The sequence below is a fragment of the Mesorhizobium newzealandense genome, assembly GCF_042682145.1.
GTDB classification, from domain to species: Bacteria; Pseudomonadota; Alphaproteobacteria; order Rhizobiales; family Rhizobiaceae; genus Mesorhizobium; species Mesorhizobium newzealandense.
In genome coordinates this window covers 384,465-404,496 of the sequence record NZ_JBHUGZ010000001.1, presented here as the reverse complement: position 1 = coordinate 404,496, position 20,032 = coordinate 384,465, and the positions used below count along the sequence as shown (strand labels likewise).

The window sequence follows — 20,032 nt, the reverse complement described above, 5'->3', positions numbered from 1 at the left end:
TGCTGTGACCGGCCATCGGCATCAATCCCGGCCTGGTTCTGCGACGGTGAAAGGGTTAGCATCGGATGACCGAAAACTCACCAGTCCCGCCGCTTGGCGTGCGCGAAAATTTTCGGCTCGACGACCGCATCCGCGGCGTGCCTCCCGGCACAATCGGGCTGGACAGCAGCCTTGTCGCAGCCGAGCGCTGGCATCCAGCCGGTGGACGCATGTCGTTGCCGGTGTTGACCCTTGACGAGGCGGCCTTCGCCGCCAACCGTGACCTGTTCCTGCGCTACGCACGCGAACAGGGCGTTGCCGTCGCGCCGCATGCCAAGACGCCGATGGCGCCCGACCTTGCCCGCTCGCTGGTCGAGGCCGGAGCCTGGGGCACGACGGTCGCCGATGTCCGGCAGGCCACGGTGATGCTCAAGGCCGGTCTTTCCCGGTTGATCATCGCCAACGAGGTTGGCGGCAGCGGCGGTGCAAGCCGCCTGGCAACGCTCGCCGGCGCCTGGCCGAATGCCGAGCTTTTCGTGTTTGCCGACTCGGTCGATGCCGTCAATGCGCTCGCCGGGGCCTGGCGTGCCAATGCGGCGCTCGCTCCCTTGCGCGTACTGGTAGAACTGGGCGCGGGCAGGGCGGGCGCCCGCACCACCGCGCAAGCCGAGGCCATCGCCGATGCGATCGCGGCTGCCGATGGGCGGCTGCTGATCGCCGGCGTCGCGACTTATGAAGGTGCTGCCGCACAACCCGATCCCGGCCGCACCGACGCGGTGATATCAGACCTGCTGGCGATGATGTCGGACATGTTCCTGCGGTTGCGCGCGCGCCTCGGCGGCGAGGCGCCGCTGGTCGTCACGGCCGGCGGTTCGGTCTTCTTCGACAAGGTTGTCGCCGCGCTGTCACCCGACATTTCGCGCGACGGCAACGCGATGCTGGTGCTGCGCAGCGGCGCCATCTTCTTCCATGATCATGGCACCTACGACCGTTCGCTCGGCGCGCTCGATGCCCGCAAGGGTTTTGCCATAGCCGGTGTCGAAGCGTCCGCCCGTCATTCGTTTCAGCCTGCGCTGCGCCTTTGGGCCGAAGTGCTGTCGCGGCCGGAGCCCGGCCTCGTCATCTGTGGCATGGGCATGCGCGACGTGTCGTTCGATCAGGGCTATCCAACGCCGCAGACGACCTTCCGCGCCGGCAAGCCGCTGCCCGCGCCGACCGTACGCGCCGAGGTGGTCAAACTCAACGACCAGCACGCCTTCCTGTCTGTTGCAGAGAGCGACGATATCGCTGTCGGCGACGTCGTCGAGTTCGGCATTTCGCACCCCTGCACCTGCCTCGATCGCTACCGCGTGATCTTTGGCGTCGATGTGGCGGGGTACGTCCGCCACGCCTTTCCCACCTATTTTGGCTGACCAGATGTTGCTTCGGCCACCAGGAAGAGAAACTCGAAAGGATCCGATATGATCAAGTACTTCCAGTCCGGCTCGCGTATGTCGCAGGCAGTCGTCTATGGCGGCCTCGTCCATATAGCGGGCCAGGTGGCCAACGACCGCAAGGCCGGCATCGAGAGCCAGACCAGCGACGTGCTGGCCAAGGTCGAGGCGCTGCTGGTCGAGGCCGGCAGCAGCAAGTCCAAGCTTGTGGCGGTCAACATCTTCCTGCCGCAGATCGGCGATTTCGAGGCCATGAACAGCGTCTACGATGCCTGGGTGGATCCGCAGCGCCTGCCGGCGCGCGCCTGCGTCGAGGCACGCCTTGCCGACCCGGACCTGCGCATCGAGATCACCGCGGTCGCGGCGGTCTGAGCCATGCACACCGGCCTTAGTCATACGCTCGATTTCGACCGCGACGGCAAGATGCTCAGCCATCTCAGCATTCCGTTCTCGATCGACCGCTCTCCCTATTTCCAGGTCAAGGTGCCGATCTGCCTCATCCACAACGGCGAGGGCCCATCGCTGCTGCTGATGGCCGGGAACCACGGCGACGAATATGAGGGCGAACTGTCGCTGGCCAAGCTGATGCGCCGGCTCGACCCCAGGCAGATCAAAGGCCGCATCACCATCCTGCCAATGGCCAATGTACCGGCGGTGATGGCCGCCAAACGCTGCTCGCCGCTCGATGGCGGCAATCTCAACCGAGCTTTCCCGGGCGACCCCACGGGTACGCCGACAAGCCGGCTGGCGGATTTCCTGGAGAGGGAGCTGTTCCCTCGCCATGACGTCGTCTTCGACATCCATTCGGGCGGCACCTCGATGGAACATCTGCCGACCGCACTTGTCGAGCGCAACATCGATCCCGATCGCCACGGTCGCGGGGTGGAGTTGATGCGGACGCTCGGCATGCCGTACGGGTTCGTGGCCGACAATGGTCAGGCCTCGCCGACTTCCATGGGCGCGGCGCGGCGTGCCGGCGCCATCGGCGTCAGCGGCGAGTTCGGTGGCGGCGGCACCGCCACGGTCGATACGATGGCGATCACGGCTCGTGCGCTCGACAGTCTGATGACAGCACTTGGCGTGGTCGACGCGCCGGTTCTCGGGCCGGCGTCAAAATCTCCGGCGTCGACACAGCTGCTTTCGCTGTCGCGGCACAGCCAGGGTCTGTATGCCACAAGGCGCGGCTGGTTCGAGCCTGCCGTCAGGCTGGGCGACAGAGTCAGCGCCGGACAATTGGCCGGCTGGTATCATGACCTCGAACGGCTTGATGCTACGGAAGAAGCGCTGCATTTCGCCGAAAGCGGCATCGTGCTGTCGCGCCGGTTGCACACGATGTGCGAGGCGGGCGACTGCCTCATGCAGGTCGCCGAGCCGATCGAGGGCTGACAATAACGCCATCTCCGGCCATGCGTCGGTATCAAAGACTGAGGATGTTCCATGCAACAACTGTCCATGTGGACCTACCCCTGGGATGTCCAGGATTTGGGCCTGGAGGCGGTCGAGCACGATCTTGTCGAGCGCGCCGGGCTCAACATGATCAGTCTCGCGACCTCATACCACGCCGGCCGCTTCCTCCAGCCGCGCAGCCCGCGCCGCAAAGCCTATTTTCCCGAGGACGGCACGATCTATTTCAAACCGGCGCCGTCGCGGTGGGCCGGGCTCACCATCCAGCCCAAGGTCGCGGACGTGATCATGCTGGGCGGTGATGTGCTTGGCGATCTCGTCCGCAGGCGCGAGGCTGGCGGGCTCGGCGTTTCCTGCTGGACCGTCTGCCTGCACAACACCCGCCTCGGCATGCTTCATCCGCAGGCCGTAACCCGCAACGCCTTCGGCGATGCCAACTACTACAACCTCTGTCCGTCGCATCCCGATGCGCGTGCCTATGTCCGCGCGCTGGTTGCGGATATCTCGTACAGCTACAGGCCGGACAGGATCGAACTCGAAAGCCCCTCCTTCATGGGCTTCGCCCATGAATACCATCACGAGAAGGATGGTGTCGGGCTGACGCCCGAAGACGATTTTCTGCTGTCGCTGTGCTTCTGCCCGTCCTGCCTGGCTCGCGCGGCCAGCTCGGGAGTTGATGGCGAGCCCGCGCGCAAGCTCGTCAGACAATGGATTGCAGAAACTTGCGAGCGCGCCGTGCCCGAGCGACGCTTTCCCGATTTCCCGGCCAGCGGCCTTGACGCCTTTGCACCCTGGCCGGAGCTCCATGCCTATCTCAAGTGGCGGTTCGAGCCGGTGACCAGCCTGGTCGCCGAGCTTCGCGAGGTGGCCGACCCGAGGACATCTGTCGTCATCATCGATCTGAAAGACGGTTGGCTTGGCGGCTGTGATCTTGCAGCGCTTGGCAAGGTCTGCGACGGGGCGATCTTGTGTGCCTACGACATGCAGGCCAGCGACGTCGCCAGCCTGATGGCGGCCGGCCGCGACGCGCTCGGGGCTGAGAAATTCCTCGGTGCCGGCTACCGGCTGTTCTATCCGGAAATGGCCGGTCCCGACATCCTTGCGGCCAAGGTGACACCGGCGCTGGCGCCCGGTGTCGATGGCATAAATTTCTACAATTACGGCCTCATACCCGCCGCGCGACTCGACTGGATCGGCGCGGCCCAGAGGCCTTGAGCCCAGCACCAATTCCAAGGAAAAGTGTGAAACGGTTTTCCGTTCGGAATTGCGTCAAAACAAAGAGAGATAGAGCGGTTCGGCGTTTCCGTGAAACGATGAACCGCTTTAGCCAGCCTCGATCCGCCTGTTGCACTCTTCATTTGGCCCGTTGCGGAACGTGTAACAGGTCGCGCAAGCGCTGCGGCAGTTGCGGTGAGGCTTGCAATTCGGCACAGCTCTTTTCCCATCGCCAGAGATATTTGCCGATCGGCATACCGGTGCGGCCGGGCCAGCGATTGAGTGCGCCCAGCGCCTCGACGCAGTCCGGCGCGCGGTCGTATTCGGCGAGGATGGTCAGCGACATCGCCTGGGCGAATGGATTGATCGCGGGGATCTCGATCTCGCCGCGATGGTCGGCGAACCACGCCGCGGCGTCGCGCGTGAGGCCCTGACTGTCGGCGAGCGCGGTATAGCCTCGGATGATATTCTCGCGATACTTGGCAATGGCATCGCCGAAAGCGTTGTCGCCGGCGAACGGCGGGTTCGCCTTCCAGTCCTTCGCCAGGCGTCCGAGGCCACGCAGCGAGAATGCTTCGACCATCGCTTCCTCGAGCCACTGGCAGGGCGGCGCCGGTTTGGCATCCGGCTGCCAGCTGTTGGCACACACGTGGCCGAGCTCATGGCCGAACTGGTAGGCGAGCTTCGACCAGTCACGGTCACCGATATCGACGATGATCCAGGCCATGCTGCTGCCGTCCGGATGCAGCCAGACGGCCGGCGTGCCGGAAGTGTGCTGGTCGACACGCAGCTGCGTCGGCTGGCGGTCGGAGAGCAGGCGGACGCCGTCAAGGCATGCATGCCGCATCCGCTCGACGACCTGATCAGCCGCGCCCTCGAGCATGCCGCCCCAGTCGCCGGCAAGCTCGATGGGCGCGGTGAAGAGGGTTTGCGATGGGCGGGCCGTGGTAGATTTGGGAGACATGGCTGCGTAGCCTTTCCGCGAGTGACTCAACAGCGTAGCCAAGCCAGTAGCCAACGAGACGGCAGCTAGTACGCCAAACTGTCGCCTGTTCGTCAGCTGATGCTCCTTGGTCATCGGGAACTTTCTCCTGGGGCGTAGTGCAACCCCACAACCGTCGAACAACGCTTAAGGTGGTGTGTGAGTTGCCATGTTGCCTTCGCAGCGGCGACGAGCATGTGAATTGGTAATGGCACTGGGTTTTCTCATGCGCCGATTTGCGTCATGTCCCACAGGCACATCGCCTTCGATGCGTAGTGTTCCTCCGGCATGACCAGGAGTGGCAGCGGCAACGAGAATGGCGGTTGCTGTAAGTTGAGAAATCCGAATCCGCCTGTTTCCGACGCAATGTCCTGTGCCGAGGTCGAATGGCTTGAGGTGAACAGCCAGCGCGCGCCGGCCTTCTTGAAGTTGCGCAGCGCGCGCCAGATATCGGGCTCGGTCAGATGCTGCAGGCAGTCGCGTGAAAAAATGAGGTCGACGTTCGGCAGTGGTTCGGCAGCCAGATCGAGCACCCGAAATTCGCGATCCGCGTATCGCATGCGATTCGTTTCGATGACTTCCGCAACGATATCGCAGCCGATGTAGTGCGTTTTGCCCACGTCGACGAAGCGCATCCAGTTGAAGTCGCCGCACGGCGCATCGAGCATGGACTTCACATCCAGCGCGCGCAAAAGCATCGGCAATATGGTGCGCACGCGATGCGTCGTTGCGTACGCTGAACCGAGTCCGGAGCGCGATTCAGCGGAGCCCCACTCGTTGCTTTGGTAAATGCGCGCGAAGGCTTCACGGGAATCATCGGGCGTGTTTTGCGTCATCTAATGCACCTCATCGAGGCCGGCGACGTGCTCAATCCCGATGCCAGCCACATTGATTGGAAGACGGAAAAGTCGTCAAGCGCGCTTGCTGCTGCAATAGGGCAGTATGCGACAAATTTCAACGAATTCGACGTCGGCGCGCGTTGATGCGAGCCAGCGTCATCGGCGTGGAACTCGTTTTCCAACCGCCTGCACAGGCCAATCCGCCGACGTCAAATAACAGGCGGATGAACCCGCAAGCCATGTTACAAAATCTCGTCGCCTCACCGTCTGTTCCTATTGCTTCGCGAAAGATATCAGATCGGTTTTCATTTATGGCGCTGCTGGTGGAACTGGCACAAGGGCAGCGGCGGCCAACTATCTTGCTAAGTGTGACCGCCGGCCGGAAACATCCGGTTCGATGTCGCTATCGACTTCTCAAGGGCTTCAGCAGACTCCTCAAGCATAGGTAGGAATGGATAGAACCAAAGTGTGTGGTCAGGCCTGGGCGTCCAGTTCGGAAAGTCGAATTCAGTCGGATATACGGTCGTCGACGGCGCGCGCTTGATCAGGTCAGATCTCACATACGACAGCTCCATCACGGGCGCGACTACGTGCCCATCGACAATTCCCAGAGGCTCATTATTGTTTGAATGCACGTGAAATAATGTGAACTCACTGTTGATTTTCGATAGTGCCGCCACGAAACCAGCTCGATAAGTCGGATCACTCAGTCTGCCCAACCAGTGAAGTTCCATGGTAATTTGCCGGAATTGTCGAAGGATCGCGTTCGGCATTGCCGAAAACACCTCGAACTCAGCACCTTCGATATCGATCTTCAGAAGTAGATCAGGCCGCCCCTCATGACCGAGCCTGTTGAGCTGATATGCTAACGTGTACAAGGATGCCGCTTCGTTGTTATCTGCTGCCAACCCTTGCTTGTAGAAATGGAAGTTCGGGTGCTCAAGAGGAGGTCCGTCAACGGTGTGGTCGAACATGAAGATATCTTTTCCCATGCTCGCCATTTCAAGATCAAATGAAACCTGGTTTCCGATGCCGAAGCTGTAGACAATTTCTATTGGATCCAAGTCATCGAGAATTACATATCCTCCATCACTTTTGCATCCGACCCTCGTTTTGAGGAATGGTTCTACATCGTATGGCTTGAGAAGGCCCAAGGCCTGAAAAATCTCTTGTGAGTGAGGAGGCTCCGAGAGCGAAAAACTTTCGTGGCCGAGGCAATGGGGTCTGGAAAGAGTTATGCGCCCATCAAGCTCGGCGCAAAGGAACGTTTTGCCAACATGAAAACCAACCCAAATCCAGTGCATCGGGAAGATTTCCAAGCTGGTGGGCGCCGACGTCTTGGAGTCCTTGGCGACCAGCGAGCAATCTGACTGAAAAGCAATTGGTAGGCGGTGATCTTCACCACCGAATATCATCTGCCCCTGCTTCCCATCGGCCAGAAATCTGACGTTTGTGGAATTACTGTCGATCGGGCCATGACGCAGCTCACCTGTGTCGACTTCCACGTACAGCACCGTGTTGTGAGCCGTATATATCCAAGGCAGTGTTTCGAACTGCTCCTTGGTGATGATATCCAATGTAGTATTGGGCTGAGACTTGGTGAATCCAGGTGACCTCAAGACGCTCAGTACGCGCTTATACCGCTCCATATTTCCCCCGCCTTGCAAATGGAGCGCATCCCTCTCTGAGGAGTGAGGAAGCGAACCCGTGGGGTAAAAAGGTTCAGTTTCGGAAGGCGAATTCCATATGAAAATAGGAAGCTGGCGAGACGAAAAATAGAGAGATAGAACCACATCGTCGCTTTGCCGGCAGTCCACGTCTTTCGAGCTCGCCTGTAGGTATTCTAAGAAGTCGTCTCCGATGCACGCTGGAGGATATAGAACTGTACCAAATCCCTCGAACATTGATACTTGAGTTTGCCCGAATTTGAAAGTGATGCTGCCATCTGCGTTAAAGTCGCCGCCGTGCCTCGCAAGTATGCGATATTCCGAAGCACGATGTCCACGGCATAACATTTCCAGCTGATTTGCAGGATACGCAAAGTCGTCGTCTACCGACCATAGATACGTTTCATTGTCGTCCTGGTGTCGTAGCAGTGTGGGGGCAATCTTTGTGATCGGACCGTAGTCGTCCGTTCGAAAAATCTTTACCCGTTCCATTTCCGTGAGCCATGTCGGCAGAGTGTATGGTTCATTCGTACGCACACATACATATGGAACATTCAATTCTATATGCTCCACCGGAATGGTCTGGCCGAGCACGCTCTCAAGTGCAGGACCAATTCGATCAATTCGCGAGGGAATGGTGGTCATTGAAGCGATTATTCGCATGGCCTGTCCTATCTGTACCGATACCCCGCTGCCCTGGCTGATATCGCAGACACTGCTAGGGTTGAAACTGATCGATTTGATACCCTCTGTAGCTTTCAAACGCATTTGATGAGAACGGCACAAAGGTTTCCCCGCGGATGCGGGGCAGAGTTTATTAGGGTCGCAAGCCGTCTGCAGTCAGCCGATGTGAAGCTTGCTCGTCATCCTGGATGACGAGCGGCGGCATGCAAACGAACGCTTTCATTGAGTCATACACCGCGGACATCGCACAATCGATGCTCTCGTCCTCTAGGACTACTCCAGTCTCAGGAAACGGAATAAGTCTCCTTCGTAGGGGTAGGCATTTGTCAAGAAGTACTTGAGCGCCCCTTGGAGTTACTGAATAGGCCATCGCACCAAAGGAATGGGTCAGCCGGATAAGAGATCTGGAATAGTTGTCAGATTGAAATTGAGCCGGGATCTGTTTGTGCTTTCGCTCGTAGAACTCCAGCTTGGCTTTGGAAAAATCGAAGTCCAACCACAAGAACAGAGGATCAAAATTGAATCCCCACTTTACCATATCCCAGTTCGCCGGAGCCATGGACAGAATGCGGTTCGACTCCTCAAGAAAATTAAACGACGAGTAGACGTCGTCCTCGAAAATGGTAATTGGCCGCTTCTCGGCTACCGCCAACTTCCACAAGTTGATGTGAGATAGAGCGCATCCCAATGCGCCTGGCAGATACCCGCAATCCTCGGCAATCACCCCATCGTCTACCAAGGCTTGTAAGGCCGGCCTATCGAGGGATGCTGCGTCGACGGCCGATACGCGAATTGTATTGGTGGCTAGATGAGGATTCCTATCTTGATATTTACGCCAACGCTCAACGCTGCTGTCCAAGTTTATGAGGTGAATTTGCGGCGGCTCGACAGGTCGAACTGGCATCGGCCCGGAGCCAGAGGGCGTGGCGGCAGTGAATGCGGGGGTATCGCCCGCACCGTGCAACAGCGCTCGAGCCCGCTCGATCCCATCACTCACATGGTATTGGCCGTCGCCGAAGGTGATGTAACCATAGACTTGTCGGTTATCCATATACTGGACGATGCCGGCCTTCCTGGCGCTGTCGGCAAAGATGACATACTCGAACCGCGATGTGGCGTCCACATATGTCAGTTCAATCAGCACGTCGGCGCGGACAAGATAGGTGCAGTGGACGAGCGGCATCTCGATAATGCCGCGCACATGGCGGTTGAGCACCCATCCATATTGATCGCACGGCATATAATAGCCGTTCGCATCGATCTCGGCGTGGTAGTTCGAATAATATTGGCCGGGCGAGATGGAGCGAAGCAGGGGAGCGACGATTGGCAAGTCGAGCGCCACAAGCTCGCGCAGCGTGGCCGGCCGCACGAAATTGTCGACATCGACAACGAAATAGAAATCGCAGCCATGCTCGAGAGTTTTCCGCAAACTTATGTTGCGGATTCGGCCGAGCACCCTGAAGCGCGTCTCGTTCCATTCGTGCTCGCCGAACTGCTCGACCCGATCGGCTACGTCCGAGGTGTCGATTTCGACCGCCGCATAGAGGTGGCCCACACGCTCTACCCATTCGCGCAATATGTGCTCGGTCCTGTCGGTGTTGTTGTTTGTCCTGATGTACAGGACGATCGACGCCTTCGGGTAGTCGAGCGCCTCGATGCACTCGAGGTAAAGCGGCAGTGCCGGCTCCTTCTGCTTTGCCAGGATTGCGACGAGGATGCGTGGCGTGCCCTTCATGCGCGACCGCAGCGAGCGCCGCCGGACAAGCTTGTGCTGATCGATCAGGCTCTCGGTCCCGAACGCCCCGAGTTTAGGCGGTTCATGGACCGGAAGCTTGTCGGTGGCGAAACGCGCGTTGGCCACCACACGCTTCGCCATTTCCGCCGGCAATTTTTCGCTGGCGAGCAATTTCAGACAGGCATCGAGCGATTCCCGGTAAGCGCCTGTCCAGTAGGCATTGACGGCAAACTCGTCGAGCAATCCGTAATCATAGACCCAGGGCTGTATGAAAAGTCCGGCGGGTTGGGCAAGGTCGAGTCCTCGACGCGCAAATTCCGTGCCTTCCGCATTCCGGCCTTGGTTGCGGCAATAGAGGCTCGCGGCGTGAAGAGCCTCCGCGCGGGTGGGAACGATCTGCGCCGCACGCTCGAAGACGGCAACGACCTCGTCGAATGGCCGTCCCAGCGCTGCCATGAGATTGCCGGCCTCGAGCAGGCTGACATAGACTTCCTCGTTCCAAAAACCCAGTTCGGCACGCTTCAGATAGTTCGCCAGTGATTTTTCACGTTCACCGGAATCCCTGTCGCTCTGCGCCAGATAGAAGGTGTATCGCGAAACAAGGAAGGGGTCGGTCTCGGTTGCAAGCACATTTTCAAGAACGGCCGCGTCGTCCTGGTACTTTCGCGGGTTTTGACTGCGTGCTCCGCCACGCCCCGTCGCCACGCGAAAACCCTTGGCGGTCTCGCGTGTGAGATTGCCGGGAGGGGCCTCGAGATATTCGTGCAGCACGCCCTTGAAGGAGAACGGCAACCGGTTGCGGCAGATCTGCGGCCGATAAAACGAAATGCCACCATGGGACACCTCGACGTCGTACAGATCGTGTTCCATCTTCGACTTGAACTCGATCGGATCGAAGCCGGCGTCTTGGACCACGACGTCGTCCGCGTCGATGATCATCGCGTAGTCGACCGTCTCGACTTCACGCAGCCGCTCAAGGGCAAAGGTCCGGTTGTACGCGAAGTCCCGCCAGGGCTCGTCGATGACTGCGCCGTTGACATTGTGCGTGGTCAGGAAGTTGCGGATGAGGTCCTGCGTGCCGTCCTCGGAACCCGTGTCGATGACGAGCACATAGTCAACGATAGGAAGCGCGCTGGCGAGGCATTGCAGGATGACCTTTGCCTCGTTCTTGACGATCATGCACAGGCCGATGGTGCTCATGTTAATCCCTTGGCGCAGCGGCGTTTGTTACGCGCCTTTGTCCGGCCTTTATACCTCATGCACATCACCCCGCCGCCTTGGCCATTTGCATGAGCTCTGTTGCAAGGATCGATCGTCCCTTCCCAGTCACGCGCTACCTCAGCCCCATCCATTGTTAGCCAGCGCTTTCCGTCACAGCAAGGGTCTCGCGGTTGCCCTGGACCAGGGGTCTGCAAACGAACGTTCCGTCGGCTCAATCGCTGACGCACAAACTTCGCTGCGACGTCGAGGGTTCGACGCGAACCAAGGGAGTGCCGTTAAGCCTCGGATTTTTCGATGCGTTTGGCCCATGCGCGCCATTTGATGTCGACCAAAAATAGTTGCTGTGGTTCACGATTAATAAATTGTTAACTTCGTTATTTACAACTTGCTAATTTTAGATTTTACTAATGCCTTGTGCATGGGAGGGTAGCCGTGGACCGGGCAGATGGCCTGTCGGTCTGCGCAGTCTGCGAAGCCAGGAGAGTATCTGGAGCAAGTCACTTCGTGCGTGAGGGCGCATAGAGTGTTGGTGACGTGCAAGAGAAGACGTCGTACTGCCTTGAACTCAAGGCCGGCGTTTTCCCAACCTGATGTTCCCTCGCAAGTAGTTCGGTTCCCCTCGCAAGTCGTCGTCGAGAAATCGGGATACGTGTGACGGGAGTTGGCTGTGGTTGGTGTGATACCAAGTACGAAACGATGCGCCCGCGACGCGGGTTTCCGCTTCGATAAACCCCTCAGTTTCGATCAACCCCTCAATTATCCGCAGCTGGCCGCCAGCAAGGATTGCCCGGCGATTGATCGGTATTCCCCGGCGCCCTGTCGGCTGCCGGGCGCCCGCGGACTGTACACAAAGCTCCTTGTCCCCAGCGCTCGCCGGCCAGGCCGGTGGGCGATTTTCCGTTGAATTGAATTCGAAGCCAACAGGAGCCAGTCATGGCCCGCGCCTCTGAAATTCTTTTTGTCGACCCTACAGTTTCCGACCTCCAGACTGTTCTCGGCAACGTGCGCCCCGAGGTTCAAGCGATTGTGCTCGACGGCCGCCGACCGGCGGCGCAGCAGATCGCTGCCGCGCTCGCAGGGCACGCAGGGCTCGATGCGGTGCATGTCATCGCGCATGGCGCACCAGGGCGGGTGAGCTTCGCGGCAGGCGTGTGGTCGGTCGAGACTTTGGATGACGACGAGGTCGACCTCGCTGGGATCGGCCGAGCGCTTGGCGCCGATGGCGATCTGGTCCTGTGGAGCTGCCACGTGGGCGCCGGCACCGCGGGATCGCGTTTCGTGGATGCTCTATCGCGCGTAGCCGGAGCACCGGTTGCAGCGGCGGACAATCTCGTTGGGTCGCACGCGCTGGGCGGCCAATGGGAGTTGGCGGCGAGGTTGCCTCGCGGCTTGGTACGGCCGCCGCTGACGAGTGTGGGCATGGCAGGCTATGCGGGCGTTCTGTTTGGAAACTACGTTAACATAAAGTTTCCAGCATCGACTGCCCCAAATCGGTACCACATTGTTGTAAACATTGATGGAACCCGGACTATTATTGGCGATTTTACGGTGCCAAAAGGGACATTTGCCGGTTCTCTATCCGTTTCTGTAAGTGTTTCTGGGAGTTTTACCATTTCAGGTACTTCTTCTGGTATGAGTTCTCCTGGGAGCATAGGTTTATTCAGCCAAATCAGCGGTTCGGAATCTATCGACTATGACGTTACAGCGACGCCAATACTTGGGCCAGTGGGCACTAAGGTGACGTGCGCGCCTAGATAGCTAGATGAGGAAACGACAATGCTAGCTCTGCCAACAACTCACGCGGAAAAGTTCCTCGCGCAAGCGGACAAAATCCAGATTTCGCAGAAGCTCCTGCGATCAACCGACCTCATGGCGTCGCATCGCATGCCGACCCCTCGCGAAATTGTCTTCATCGATCCGGCCGTGGCAGACATTCCCACGCTGGTCGCAGGTCTGCTGCCCGGCCTGGTTCCGGTCGTCCTCAGTGGCACCATGCCTGCTTCGGAGGAAATCGCCCGCAGCTTGCGAGGTCGCGAAAGCCTCGATGCGATCCACATCGTTGTGCATGGCCGCACAGGCGAACTGAGCTTTAGCGCCGGCGGACTTGCGCTTGACAGCGTTGATCGGTGTGCTGACGATCTCGCGGCAATCGGTGCCGCGTTGGGACCCGACGGCGATCTGCTGCTGTGGAGCTGCCATGCGGGAGAAGGCGCGCGCGGGCGGGCGCTTGTAGATGCGCTGGAGCGCGCAACCGGTGTGCCGGTCGCTGCGGCGAAGGGTCTGGTCGGTGCAGCAGAAAAAGGTGGCGCATGGGAACTTGGGGGACGGTGTAGCCGTTCGCCGCAATTGTTGACCGCCCGAGGCGTTGCCGGGTATCAGGGAATACTCGCGGTTAGCTATATTAATGTCGATTGGAGTGCTGCTGACGATCCGTCCGATGATCTAATGTACTATATCGTATATAATGATCCCATTACCGGCCTGACAATAGTCGGCGAGTTTCAACTTCCCCAAGCATTGGGAAATTTTGCTGGAAATCTTAACGTTCCGGTCAGTCTTGCTGCCGGACCATATACTATTGCAACTGGTGAACCGGCGGTAGGTCAAATCGGACTCTACAGCTCAGAGACGGAGTCTGAAGGCAATCCAGGCAATATCATGCTTGCTGGTGCGATCAATACCGGCATATTGCTGGGGGTTGGTACTTTAACCGTTTCTGGTGCAGGCGGAGCCACGGGTGCAACAGGTGCGACTGGCGCCACGGGTTCTACTGGCGCGACCGGGGATACCGGTGCGACGGGCTCGACTGGTGGTACCGGGGCAACCGGAGCAACAGGTGGTACCGGCGCGACTGGCGCCACGGGTTCTACCGGTGCGACTGGCGAAACCGGTGCGACTGGTGAAACCGGCGATACCGGCGCGACTGGCTCTACCGGCGCGACTGGCGGTACCGGCGCGACTGGCGCCACGGGATCTACCGGTGCGACTGGCGAAACCGGTGCGACTGGTGAAACCGGCGATACCGGCGCGACTGGCTCTACCGGCGCGACTGGCGGTACCGGCGCGACTGGCGCCACGGGTTCTACCGGTGCGACTGGCGAAACCGGTGCGACTGGTGAAACCGGCGATACCGGCGCGACTGGCTCTACCGGCGCGACTGGCGGTACCGGCGCGACTGGCGCCACGGGATCTACCGGTGCGACTGGCGAAACCGGTGCGACTGGTGAAACCGGCGATACTGGTGCGACTGGCTCTACCGGCGCGACTGGTGGTACCGGCGCGACCGGCGCCACAGGTTCTACCGGTGCGACAGGCTCGACTGGTGCGACTGGTGAAACCGGCGCGACTGGTGGTACCGGCGCGACTGGCTCTACCGGAGCGACTGGCGCCACGGGTTCTACCGGCTCGACCGGAGCAACCGGCCAGACCGGTGCGACTGGCCAGACTGGTGCGACAGGTGAGACTGGTGCAACCGGCCAGACCGGAGCGACTGGCGAGACTGGTGCGACTGGCTCGACCGGAGCAACCGGCTCTACCGGTGCGACCGGCCAGACCGGAGCAACCGGCCAGACCGGAGCGACAGGCCAGACTGGTGCGACCGGCCAGACCGGAGCGACCGGCTCTACCGGTGCGACCGGCCAGACCGGAGCAACCGGCCAGACTGGTGCGACAGGCCAGACCGGAGCGACCGGCCAGACCGGAGCGACAGGCCAGACCGGAGCAACCGGCCAGACCGGAGCAACCGGCCAGACTGGTGCGACCGGCCAGACCGGAGCAACCGGCCAGACCGGAGCGACAGGCCAGACTGGTGCAACCGGCCAGACCGGAGCAACTGGCCAGACTGGTGCGACTGGCTCGACCGGAGCAACCGGCTCTACCGGAGCGACCGGCCAGACCGGAGCAACCGGCCAGACCGGAGCGACCGGCCAGACCGGAGCAACCGGCCAGACCGGAGCCACCGGCCAGACCGGAGCAACCGGCTCTACCGGAGCGACCGGCCAGACCGGAGCGACAGGCCAGACCGGAGCGACAGGTGAGACTGGTGCAACCGGCCAGACCGGAGCAACTGGCCAGACCGGAGCAACCGGCCAGACCGGAGCGACCGGCCAGACCGGAGCAACCGGCCAGACCGGAGCCACCGGCCAGACCGGAGCAACCGGCTCTACCGGAGCGACCGGCCAGACCGGAGCGACAGGCCAGACCGGAGCGACAGGTGAGACTGGTGCAACCGGCCAGACCGGAGCAACTGGCCAGACCGGAGCAACTGGCCAGACCGGAGCAACCGGCCAGACCGGAGCGACCGGCCAGACCGGAGCAACCGGCCAGACCGGAGCGACAGGCCAGACCGGAGCGACAGGTGAGACCGGAGCAACCGGCTCTACCGGTGCGACCGGCCAGACCGGAGCAACCGGCCAGACCGGAGCGACAGGCCAGACTGGTGCAACCGGCCAGACCGGAGCAACTGGCCAGACTGGTGCGACTGGCTCGACCGGAGCAACCGGCTCTACCGGAGCGACTGGCTCGACCGGAGCAACCGGCTCTACCGGAGCGACCGGCCAGACCGGAGCAACCGGCCAGACCGGAGCGACCGGCCAGACCGGAGCAACCGGCCAGACCGGAGCCACCGGCCAGACCGGAGCAACCGGCTCTACCGGAGCGACCGGCCAGACCGGAGCGACAGGCCAGACCGGAGCGACAGGTGAGACTGGTGCAACCGGCCAGACCGGAGCAACTGGCCAGACCGGAGCAACCGGCCAGACCGGAGCGACCGGCCAGACCGGAGCAACCGGCCAGACCGGAGCAACCGGCCAGACCGGAGCGACCGGCCAGACCGGAGCGACAGGCCAGACCGGAGCAACCGGCCAGACCGGAGCAACCGGCCAGACTGGTGCGACCGGCCAGACCGGAGCGACTGGCGAGACTGGTGCGACCGGCCAGACCGGAGCAACCGGCCAGACCGGAGCGACAGGCGAGACCGGTGCGACCGGCCAGACCGGAGCGACCGGCCAGACCGGAGCGACAGGCCAGACCGGAGCAACTGGCCAGACCGGAGCAACCGGCCAGACCGGAGCGACCGGCCAGACCGGAGCAACCGGCGAGACTGGTGCGACCGGCCAGACCGGAGCGACTGGCGAGACTGGTGCGACCGGCCAGACCGGAGCGACTGGCGAGACTGGTGCAACCGGCCAGACCGGAGCGACAGGTGAGACTGGTGCGACAGGCCAGACCGGAGCGACCGGCCAGACCGGAGCGACAGGCCAGACCGGAGCGACAGGTGAGACCGGAGCAACCGGCCAGACCGGAGCGACTGGCGAGACTGGTGCGACCGGCCAGACCGGAGCGACTGGCCAGACTGGTGCGACTGGAGCGACTGGCTCGACCGGAGCAACCGGCGATACTGGAGCGACTGGCTCGACCGGAGCGACAGGCTCAACCGGAGCAACCGGCGATACTGGAGCGACTGGCTCGACCGGAGCGACCGGCGATACTGGTGCCACCGGAGCGACTGGCTCGACTGGAGCAACTGGTGATACCGGTGCGACTGGAGCGACTGGCTCGACCGGAGCAACCGGCGATACTGGAGCGACTGGCTCGACCGGAGCGACAGGCTCAACCGGAGCAACCGGCGATACTGGTGCGACTGGAGCGACTGGCTCGACCGGAGCGACCGGCGATACTGGTGCCACCGGAGCGACTGGCTCGACTGGAGCAACTGGTGATACCGGTGCGACTGGAGCGACTGGCTCGACCGGAGCAACCGGCGATACTGGTGCGACTGGAGCGACTGGCTCGACCGGAGCGACCGGCGATACCGGTTCGACAGGCTCGACAGGCTCGACAGGCTCGACCGGAGCGACCGGCGATACCGGCGCTACTGGAGCAACCGGCTCGACTGGTGCAACTGGCTCGGCCGGCTCGACAGGTGCGACCGGAGCGACCGGCTCGGGCGGTGGGACCGGTGACCGCGACCATGGCAATAACGGCTTTGGCAATGGAGATCAGGATGCACCTGGTGGTTCCGGGAACAATAACAATGGCGAAAACGGCCCTGGTCACAAAGCCACCGTCACATCAGCCTCGCTCGGCCTCAAGGACACTGCGAAATTCCTGCAGTCGGGCTCGGACAGTGATCACGGCAGCCATGCCTCGTTCCAGCAACTCGTCGGCCTGGCTGGAGGTTCGGTGACGACCGATCTCTTGAACGTTCTCAACACGATCAAGGGCTTTGGTCCAAATCAGAACAAGACATCCGGCGCAACGTCCGACTTGACTTCGGACAAAGGCAAGCAAGGCGCCGGATACGCCAGCACCGACGACACGCTGAAGAGGGCAATGAAGGATATTCTGAAGCCGAATGACTGAGTGCAAGTTGCAGAAAGAACGCGCGGCCCTTGCTAGAACGCAAGGGCCGCGCGTTCACCATTTCCAGGCGGACAAAGGGCTCGTGCGGCCGGCCCGTTCGGAATATACTGGGTCTTGCCGGAAGTCCCGGCTGGCACGGCTTGCCTGGGGCATCCTTGAACCCTCGCTAGCGGGTCGGAGGGGAAGTGCATGGTGAGCGTACCTCTGAACGCCGAAGCCGGGCCAATCCCGATCCGCGCAGACGCGGACGCGACTGGCAAGGTTGGCAGCGAGAGCGACGCGGGGAGGGTTCCCGGCGGACCCGCCGAGTTCGACCGGATCGCGCCGCGCCTCAAGGCGATGCTACGGGTCGCGCGCTATCACGGCGTCGAACTCGACCCGAACGAGTTCAGGGTGGCGAGCGCAAGCCCGATTCCAAACGCGGCTGATCTCTCGCAATGGGCCCAGAACGGCGGCATGTGGTCGCGCGCGCTTCGCATCCGCTGGTCGCATCTCCTGCGCTTCGAGCACACGGGGCCGGTCGTCCTGCTGTTCAATGATGGTGGCGCAGGTCTCCTCACCGGGGCCAGCCCGGAGCGGAATGTCGTCTTCCTCAAAAGCGCGGACGCGCCCGACGACGCCGAGGCCATCGCCATCGACGAGTTGCGGCTGTCGCAGGTGTGGGCGGGTGAGGCGGTGTTGTTGCGTCCGGCGCGATCCTACATCGCGGCCGATGCGCCTTTCACCCTCCGCTGGTTGATCGACCTGGTACGGTTCGAAAGCCGTTCCATGCGTGACATCGGCATCGCCTCGTTCACCCTCAGCATCCTCACTGTTCTGCCGCCTCTCATCGTCATGACGCTGGTCAACAAGGTGCTGCAGTTCAACAGCGTTTCGACCCTCGTGTTGTTGTCAGCCATAATTGCCGTCTTGTTCGTTTACGAGACGCTGCTCGGTCACGCCCGACGGCTGATCATCAACGTCGTCGGCGCCCGGCTGGACACCAAACTGAACTTGCATGTCTTCAGCAGGCTCCTGCGTCTGCCGCTTGATTATTTCGAGCGTCATCCGGCCGGCGAGACGATGTACCACCTCGCACAGATCTATCGCATCCGCGAGTTCCTGACCGGAAAACTCCTCAGCACGTTCCTGGATCTGATCACGCTCTGCGTGCTGATCCCGGTAATGTTCTACATCAACGCGACGCTCGGCTGGATGGTGCTTGCCTGCGCGGGCCTGATCATGTTGATCATCTTCGCCTTTCTCGCGCCACTGCGCCGCAGGTACCAGCAGGTGGTAGACGCGGAGACCTGGAAGGCGGCGGCGCTTGGCGAAACCGTCGTCGGCATCAAGACGGTGAAGGCGCTCGGTCTCGAACCGCAACGCAAGGCGCTTTGGGACGAGCGGGTGGCGGATGCGGGCAGGGCGCGCCTTGCTTTCGGGCAGCTCGCCAACTGGCCGCAGACGCTTGTCACGCCGATCGAGCGTGCGATGGTCCTCGGCACGATGCTGATCGGAGCTTATCTCGCGATGAGCGACACGTCCGGCTACATGGTCGGCAGCCTGTTCGCATTCATGATGATCGCCCAACGCGTCGCGCAGCCTCTCGTCGGCCTTGCTCGACTGGTCGAGGACTTCGAAGAGGTCGGGGCGGCAATCAGCGAAGCAGGATCCGTCCTCAACCGACCGCTGGAAAGCAGTTCGAATTCCACCGGCCTGAGGCCGAAGCTCGTTGGCGAGATCAGTTTCCGTGACCTGACCTTCACCTACATCGGCACCAAGACGCCTGCGCTCGACCGGGTCAGCTTCGACATTCCGGCAGGGACCATGTTCGGTATCGTCGGGCGCAGCGGTTCAGGAAAATCGACAATTGCGCGGCTGCTGCAGGGGATCAATCGCGATTACAGCGGTTTTCTCAAGTTGGATGGCGTCGACCTCAAGGAAATCAACCTGCGTCACCTTCGCCAGGGGCTCGGCGTGGTCCTCCAGGACAATTTCCTTTTCCGCGGGTCGATTCGTGACAACATCATCGCCGGGCGCCCCGGCCTGACCCTTTCCGACGCCATGCGAGCCGCTCACCTTGCCGGCGCCGAAGAATTTATCGAACGCATGCCGAACGGTTATGACACCTATATTGAGGAAGGGTCGCCCAATCTGTCGGGTGGCCAAAAGCAGCGGCTGGCGATCGCGCGCGCGCTCATCCACAATCCGACCGTCATGATCCTCGACGAGGCGACCAGCGCGCTTGACCCGGAGAGCGAGGCGGTGGTCAGCGCCAATCTCATGCGCATCGCCAAGAACCGCACGATGATTATTGTTTCGCATCGGCTTTCCTCGCTGACCGAGTGCGACCAGATCCTGGTCATGGATCAGGGCAAGGTCCTCGATGTCGCGCCGCATGCGACCCTGCTCGAACGATGCGCGCTTTACCGCCAGCTTTGGTTGCAGCAGAACCGGCATCTCGACAGCCGCCACGGTCGCCTGGCGGCTGTGCCGCCGCGACTTGTTTGAGCATCGGCTTTGGGGCGCCC

At 61.4% G+C, this 20,032-nt stretch carries 12 protein-coding genes and 1 pseudogene; 9 read left to right on the top strand and 4 right to left on the bottom strand.

Annotated features, from left to right (window positions below):
• Window positions 1–65: 65 nt before the first annotated feature.
• Genes ACFSOZ_RS01790 through ACFSOZ_RS01775 form a run of 4 tightly spaced genes read left to right on the top strand, consistent with a single transcriptional unit; the run spans window position 66 to window position 4,031 of the window.
• The gene (locus ACFSOZ_RS01790; RefSeq protein WP_379092848.1) at window positions 66–1,391 is read left to right on the top strand and encodes an alanine racemase; all 1,326 of its coding nucleotides are present in this window, start codon (window positions 66–68) and stop codon (window positions 1,389–1,391) included.
• 48 nt (window positions 1,392–1,439) lie between these two features.
• On the top strand, window positions 1,440–1,784 hold the full coding sequence (locus ACFSOZ_RS01785) for a RidA family protein (RefSeq protein WP_379092845.1): 345 nt from the start codon (window positions 1,440–1,442) through the stop codon (window positions 1,782–1,784).
• A 3-nt stretch (window positions 1,785–1,787) separates the two neighbouring features.
• On the top strand, window positions 1,788–2,798 hold the full coding sequence (locus tag ACFSOZ_RS01780; RefSeq protein WP_379092842.1) for a succinylglutamate desuccinylase/aspartoacylase family protein: 1,011 nt from the start codon (window positions 1,788–1,790) through the stop codon (window positions 2,796–2,798).
• Window positions 2,799–2,849: 51 nt separating this feature from the next.
• Window positions 2,850–4,031: a hypothetical protein gene (locus ACFSOZ_RS01775; RefSeq protein WP_379092839.1), complete on the top strand. Its 1,182-nt coding sequence runs from the start codon at window positions 2,850–2,852 to the stop codon at window positions 4,029–4,031.
• A gap of 139 nt (window positions 4,032–4,170) precedes the next feature.
• Here the strand turns inward: ACFSOZ_RS01775 and ACFSOZ_RS01770 are convergent, their stop codons facing one another.
• Both ACFSOZ_RS01770 and ACFSOZ_RS01765 read right to left on the bottom strand, forming a co-directional pair.
• Window positions 4,171–5,109: a hypothetical protein gene (locus tag ACFSOZ_RS01770; RefSeq protein ID WP_379092836.1), complete on the bottom strand. Its 939-nt coding sequence runs from the start codon at window positions 5,107–5,109 to the stop codon at window positions 4,171–4,173.
• Window positions 5,110–5,237: 128 nt separating this feature from the next.
• The gene (locus ACFSOZ_RS01765) at window positions 5,238–5,849 is read right to left on the bottom strand and encodes a class I SAM-dependent methyltransferase (RefSeq protein ID WP_379092833.1); all 612 of its coding nucleotides are present in this window, start codon (window positions 5,847–5,849) and stop codon (window positions 5,238–5,240) included.
• A 3-nt stretch (window positions 5,850–5,852) separates the two neighbouring features.
• Here ACFSOZ_RS01765 and ACFSOZ_RS01760 point away from each other — a divergent pair, with 3 nt between their 5' ends.
• The gene (locus tag ACFSOZ_RS01760; RefSeq protein ID WP_379092830.1) at window positions 5,853–5,996 is read left to right on the top strand and encodes a hypothetical protein; all 144 of its coding nucleotides are present in this window, start codon (window positions 5,853–5,855) and stop codon (window positions 5,994–5,996) included.
• A 218-nt stretch (window positions 5,997–6,214) separates the two neighbouring features.
• Here the strand turns inward: ACFSOZ_RS01760 and ACFSOZ_RS01755 are convergent, their stop codons facing one another.
• Together ACFSOZ_RS01755 and ACFSOZ_RS01750 are read right to left on the bottom strand one after the other, a co-directional pair.
• Entirely contained in the window at window positions 6,215–8,164 is a 1,950-nt protein-coding gene (locus tag ACFSOZ_RS01755) for an FkbM family methyltransferase (protein WP_379092827.1), read from the bottom strand.
• Window positions 8,165–8,336: 172 nt separating this feature from the next.
• Window positions 8,337–11,138 (bottom strand): glycosyltransferase family 25 protein, encoded by a 2,802-nt coding sequence (locus ACFSOZ_RS01750; protein ID WP_379092824.1) that lies wholly within the window; start codon window positions 11,136–11,138, stop codon window positions 8,337–8,339.
• Between the two features lie 954 nt (window positions 11,139–12,092).
• On the opposite strand from ACFSOZ_RS01750, the gene ACFSOZ_RS01745 reads away from it, so the two are divergent.
• The 4 genes and pseudogenes from ACFSOZ_RS01745 to ACFSOZ_RS01730 all read left to right on the top strand — a co-directional run bounded on the left by ACFSOZ_RS01745 (window position 12,093) and on the right by ACFSOZ_RS01730 (window position 20,012).
• Window positions 12,093–12,917, top strand: a complete 825-nt coding sequence (locus tag ACFSOZ_RS01745) for a DUF4347 domain-containing protein (protein ID WP_379092821.1) — start codon at window positions 12,093–12,095, stop codon at window positions 12,915–12,917.
• An 18-nt stretch (window positions 12,918–12,935) separates the two neighbouring features.
• Window positions 12,936–13,487: pseudogene (locus ACFSOZ_RS01740) on the top strand (DUF4347 domain-containing protein); the annotation flags it as partial.
• 330 nt (window positions 13,488–13,817) lie between these two features.
• A complete protein-coding gene (locus ACFSOZ_RS01735; protein ID WP_379093872.1) occupies window positions 13,818–17,522 on the top strand; it encodes a beta strand repeat-containing protein in 3,705 nt (1,234 codons plus the stop codon).
• Between the two features lie 189 nt (window positions 17,523–17,711).
• Entirely contained in the window at window positions 17,712–20,012 is a 2,301-nt protein-coding gene (locus ACFSOZ_RS01730; protein WP_379092818.1) for a peptidase domain-containing ABC transporter, read from the top strand.
• Window positions 20,013–20,032: the final 20 nt, after the last annotated feature.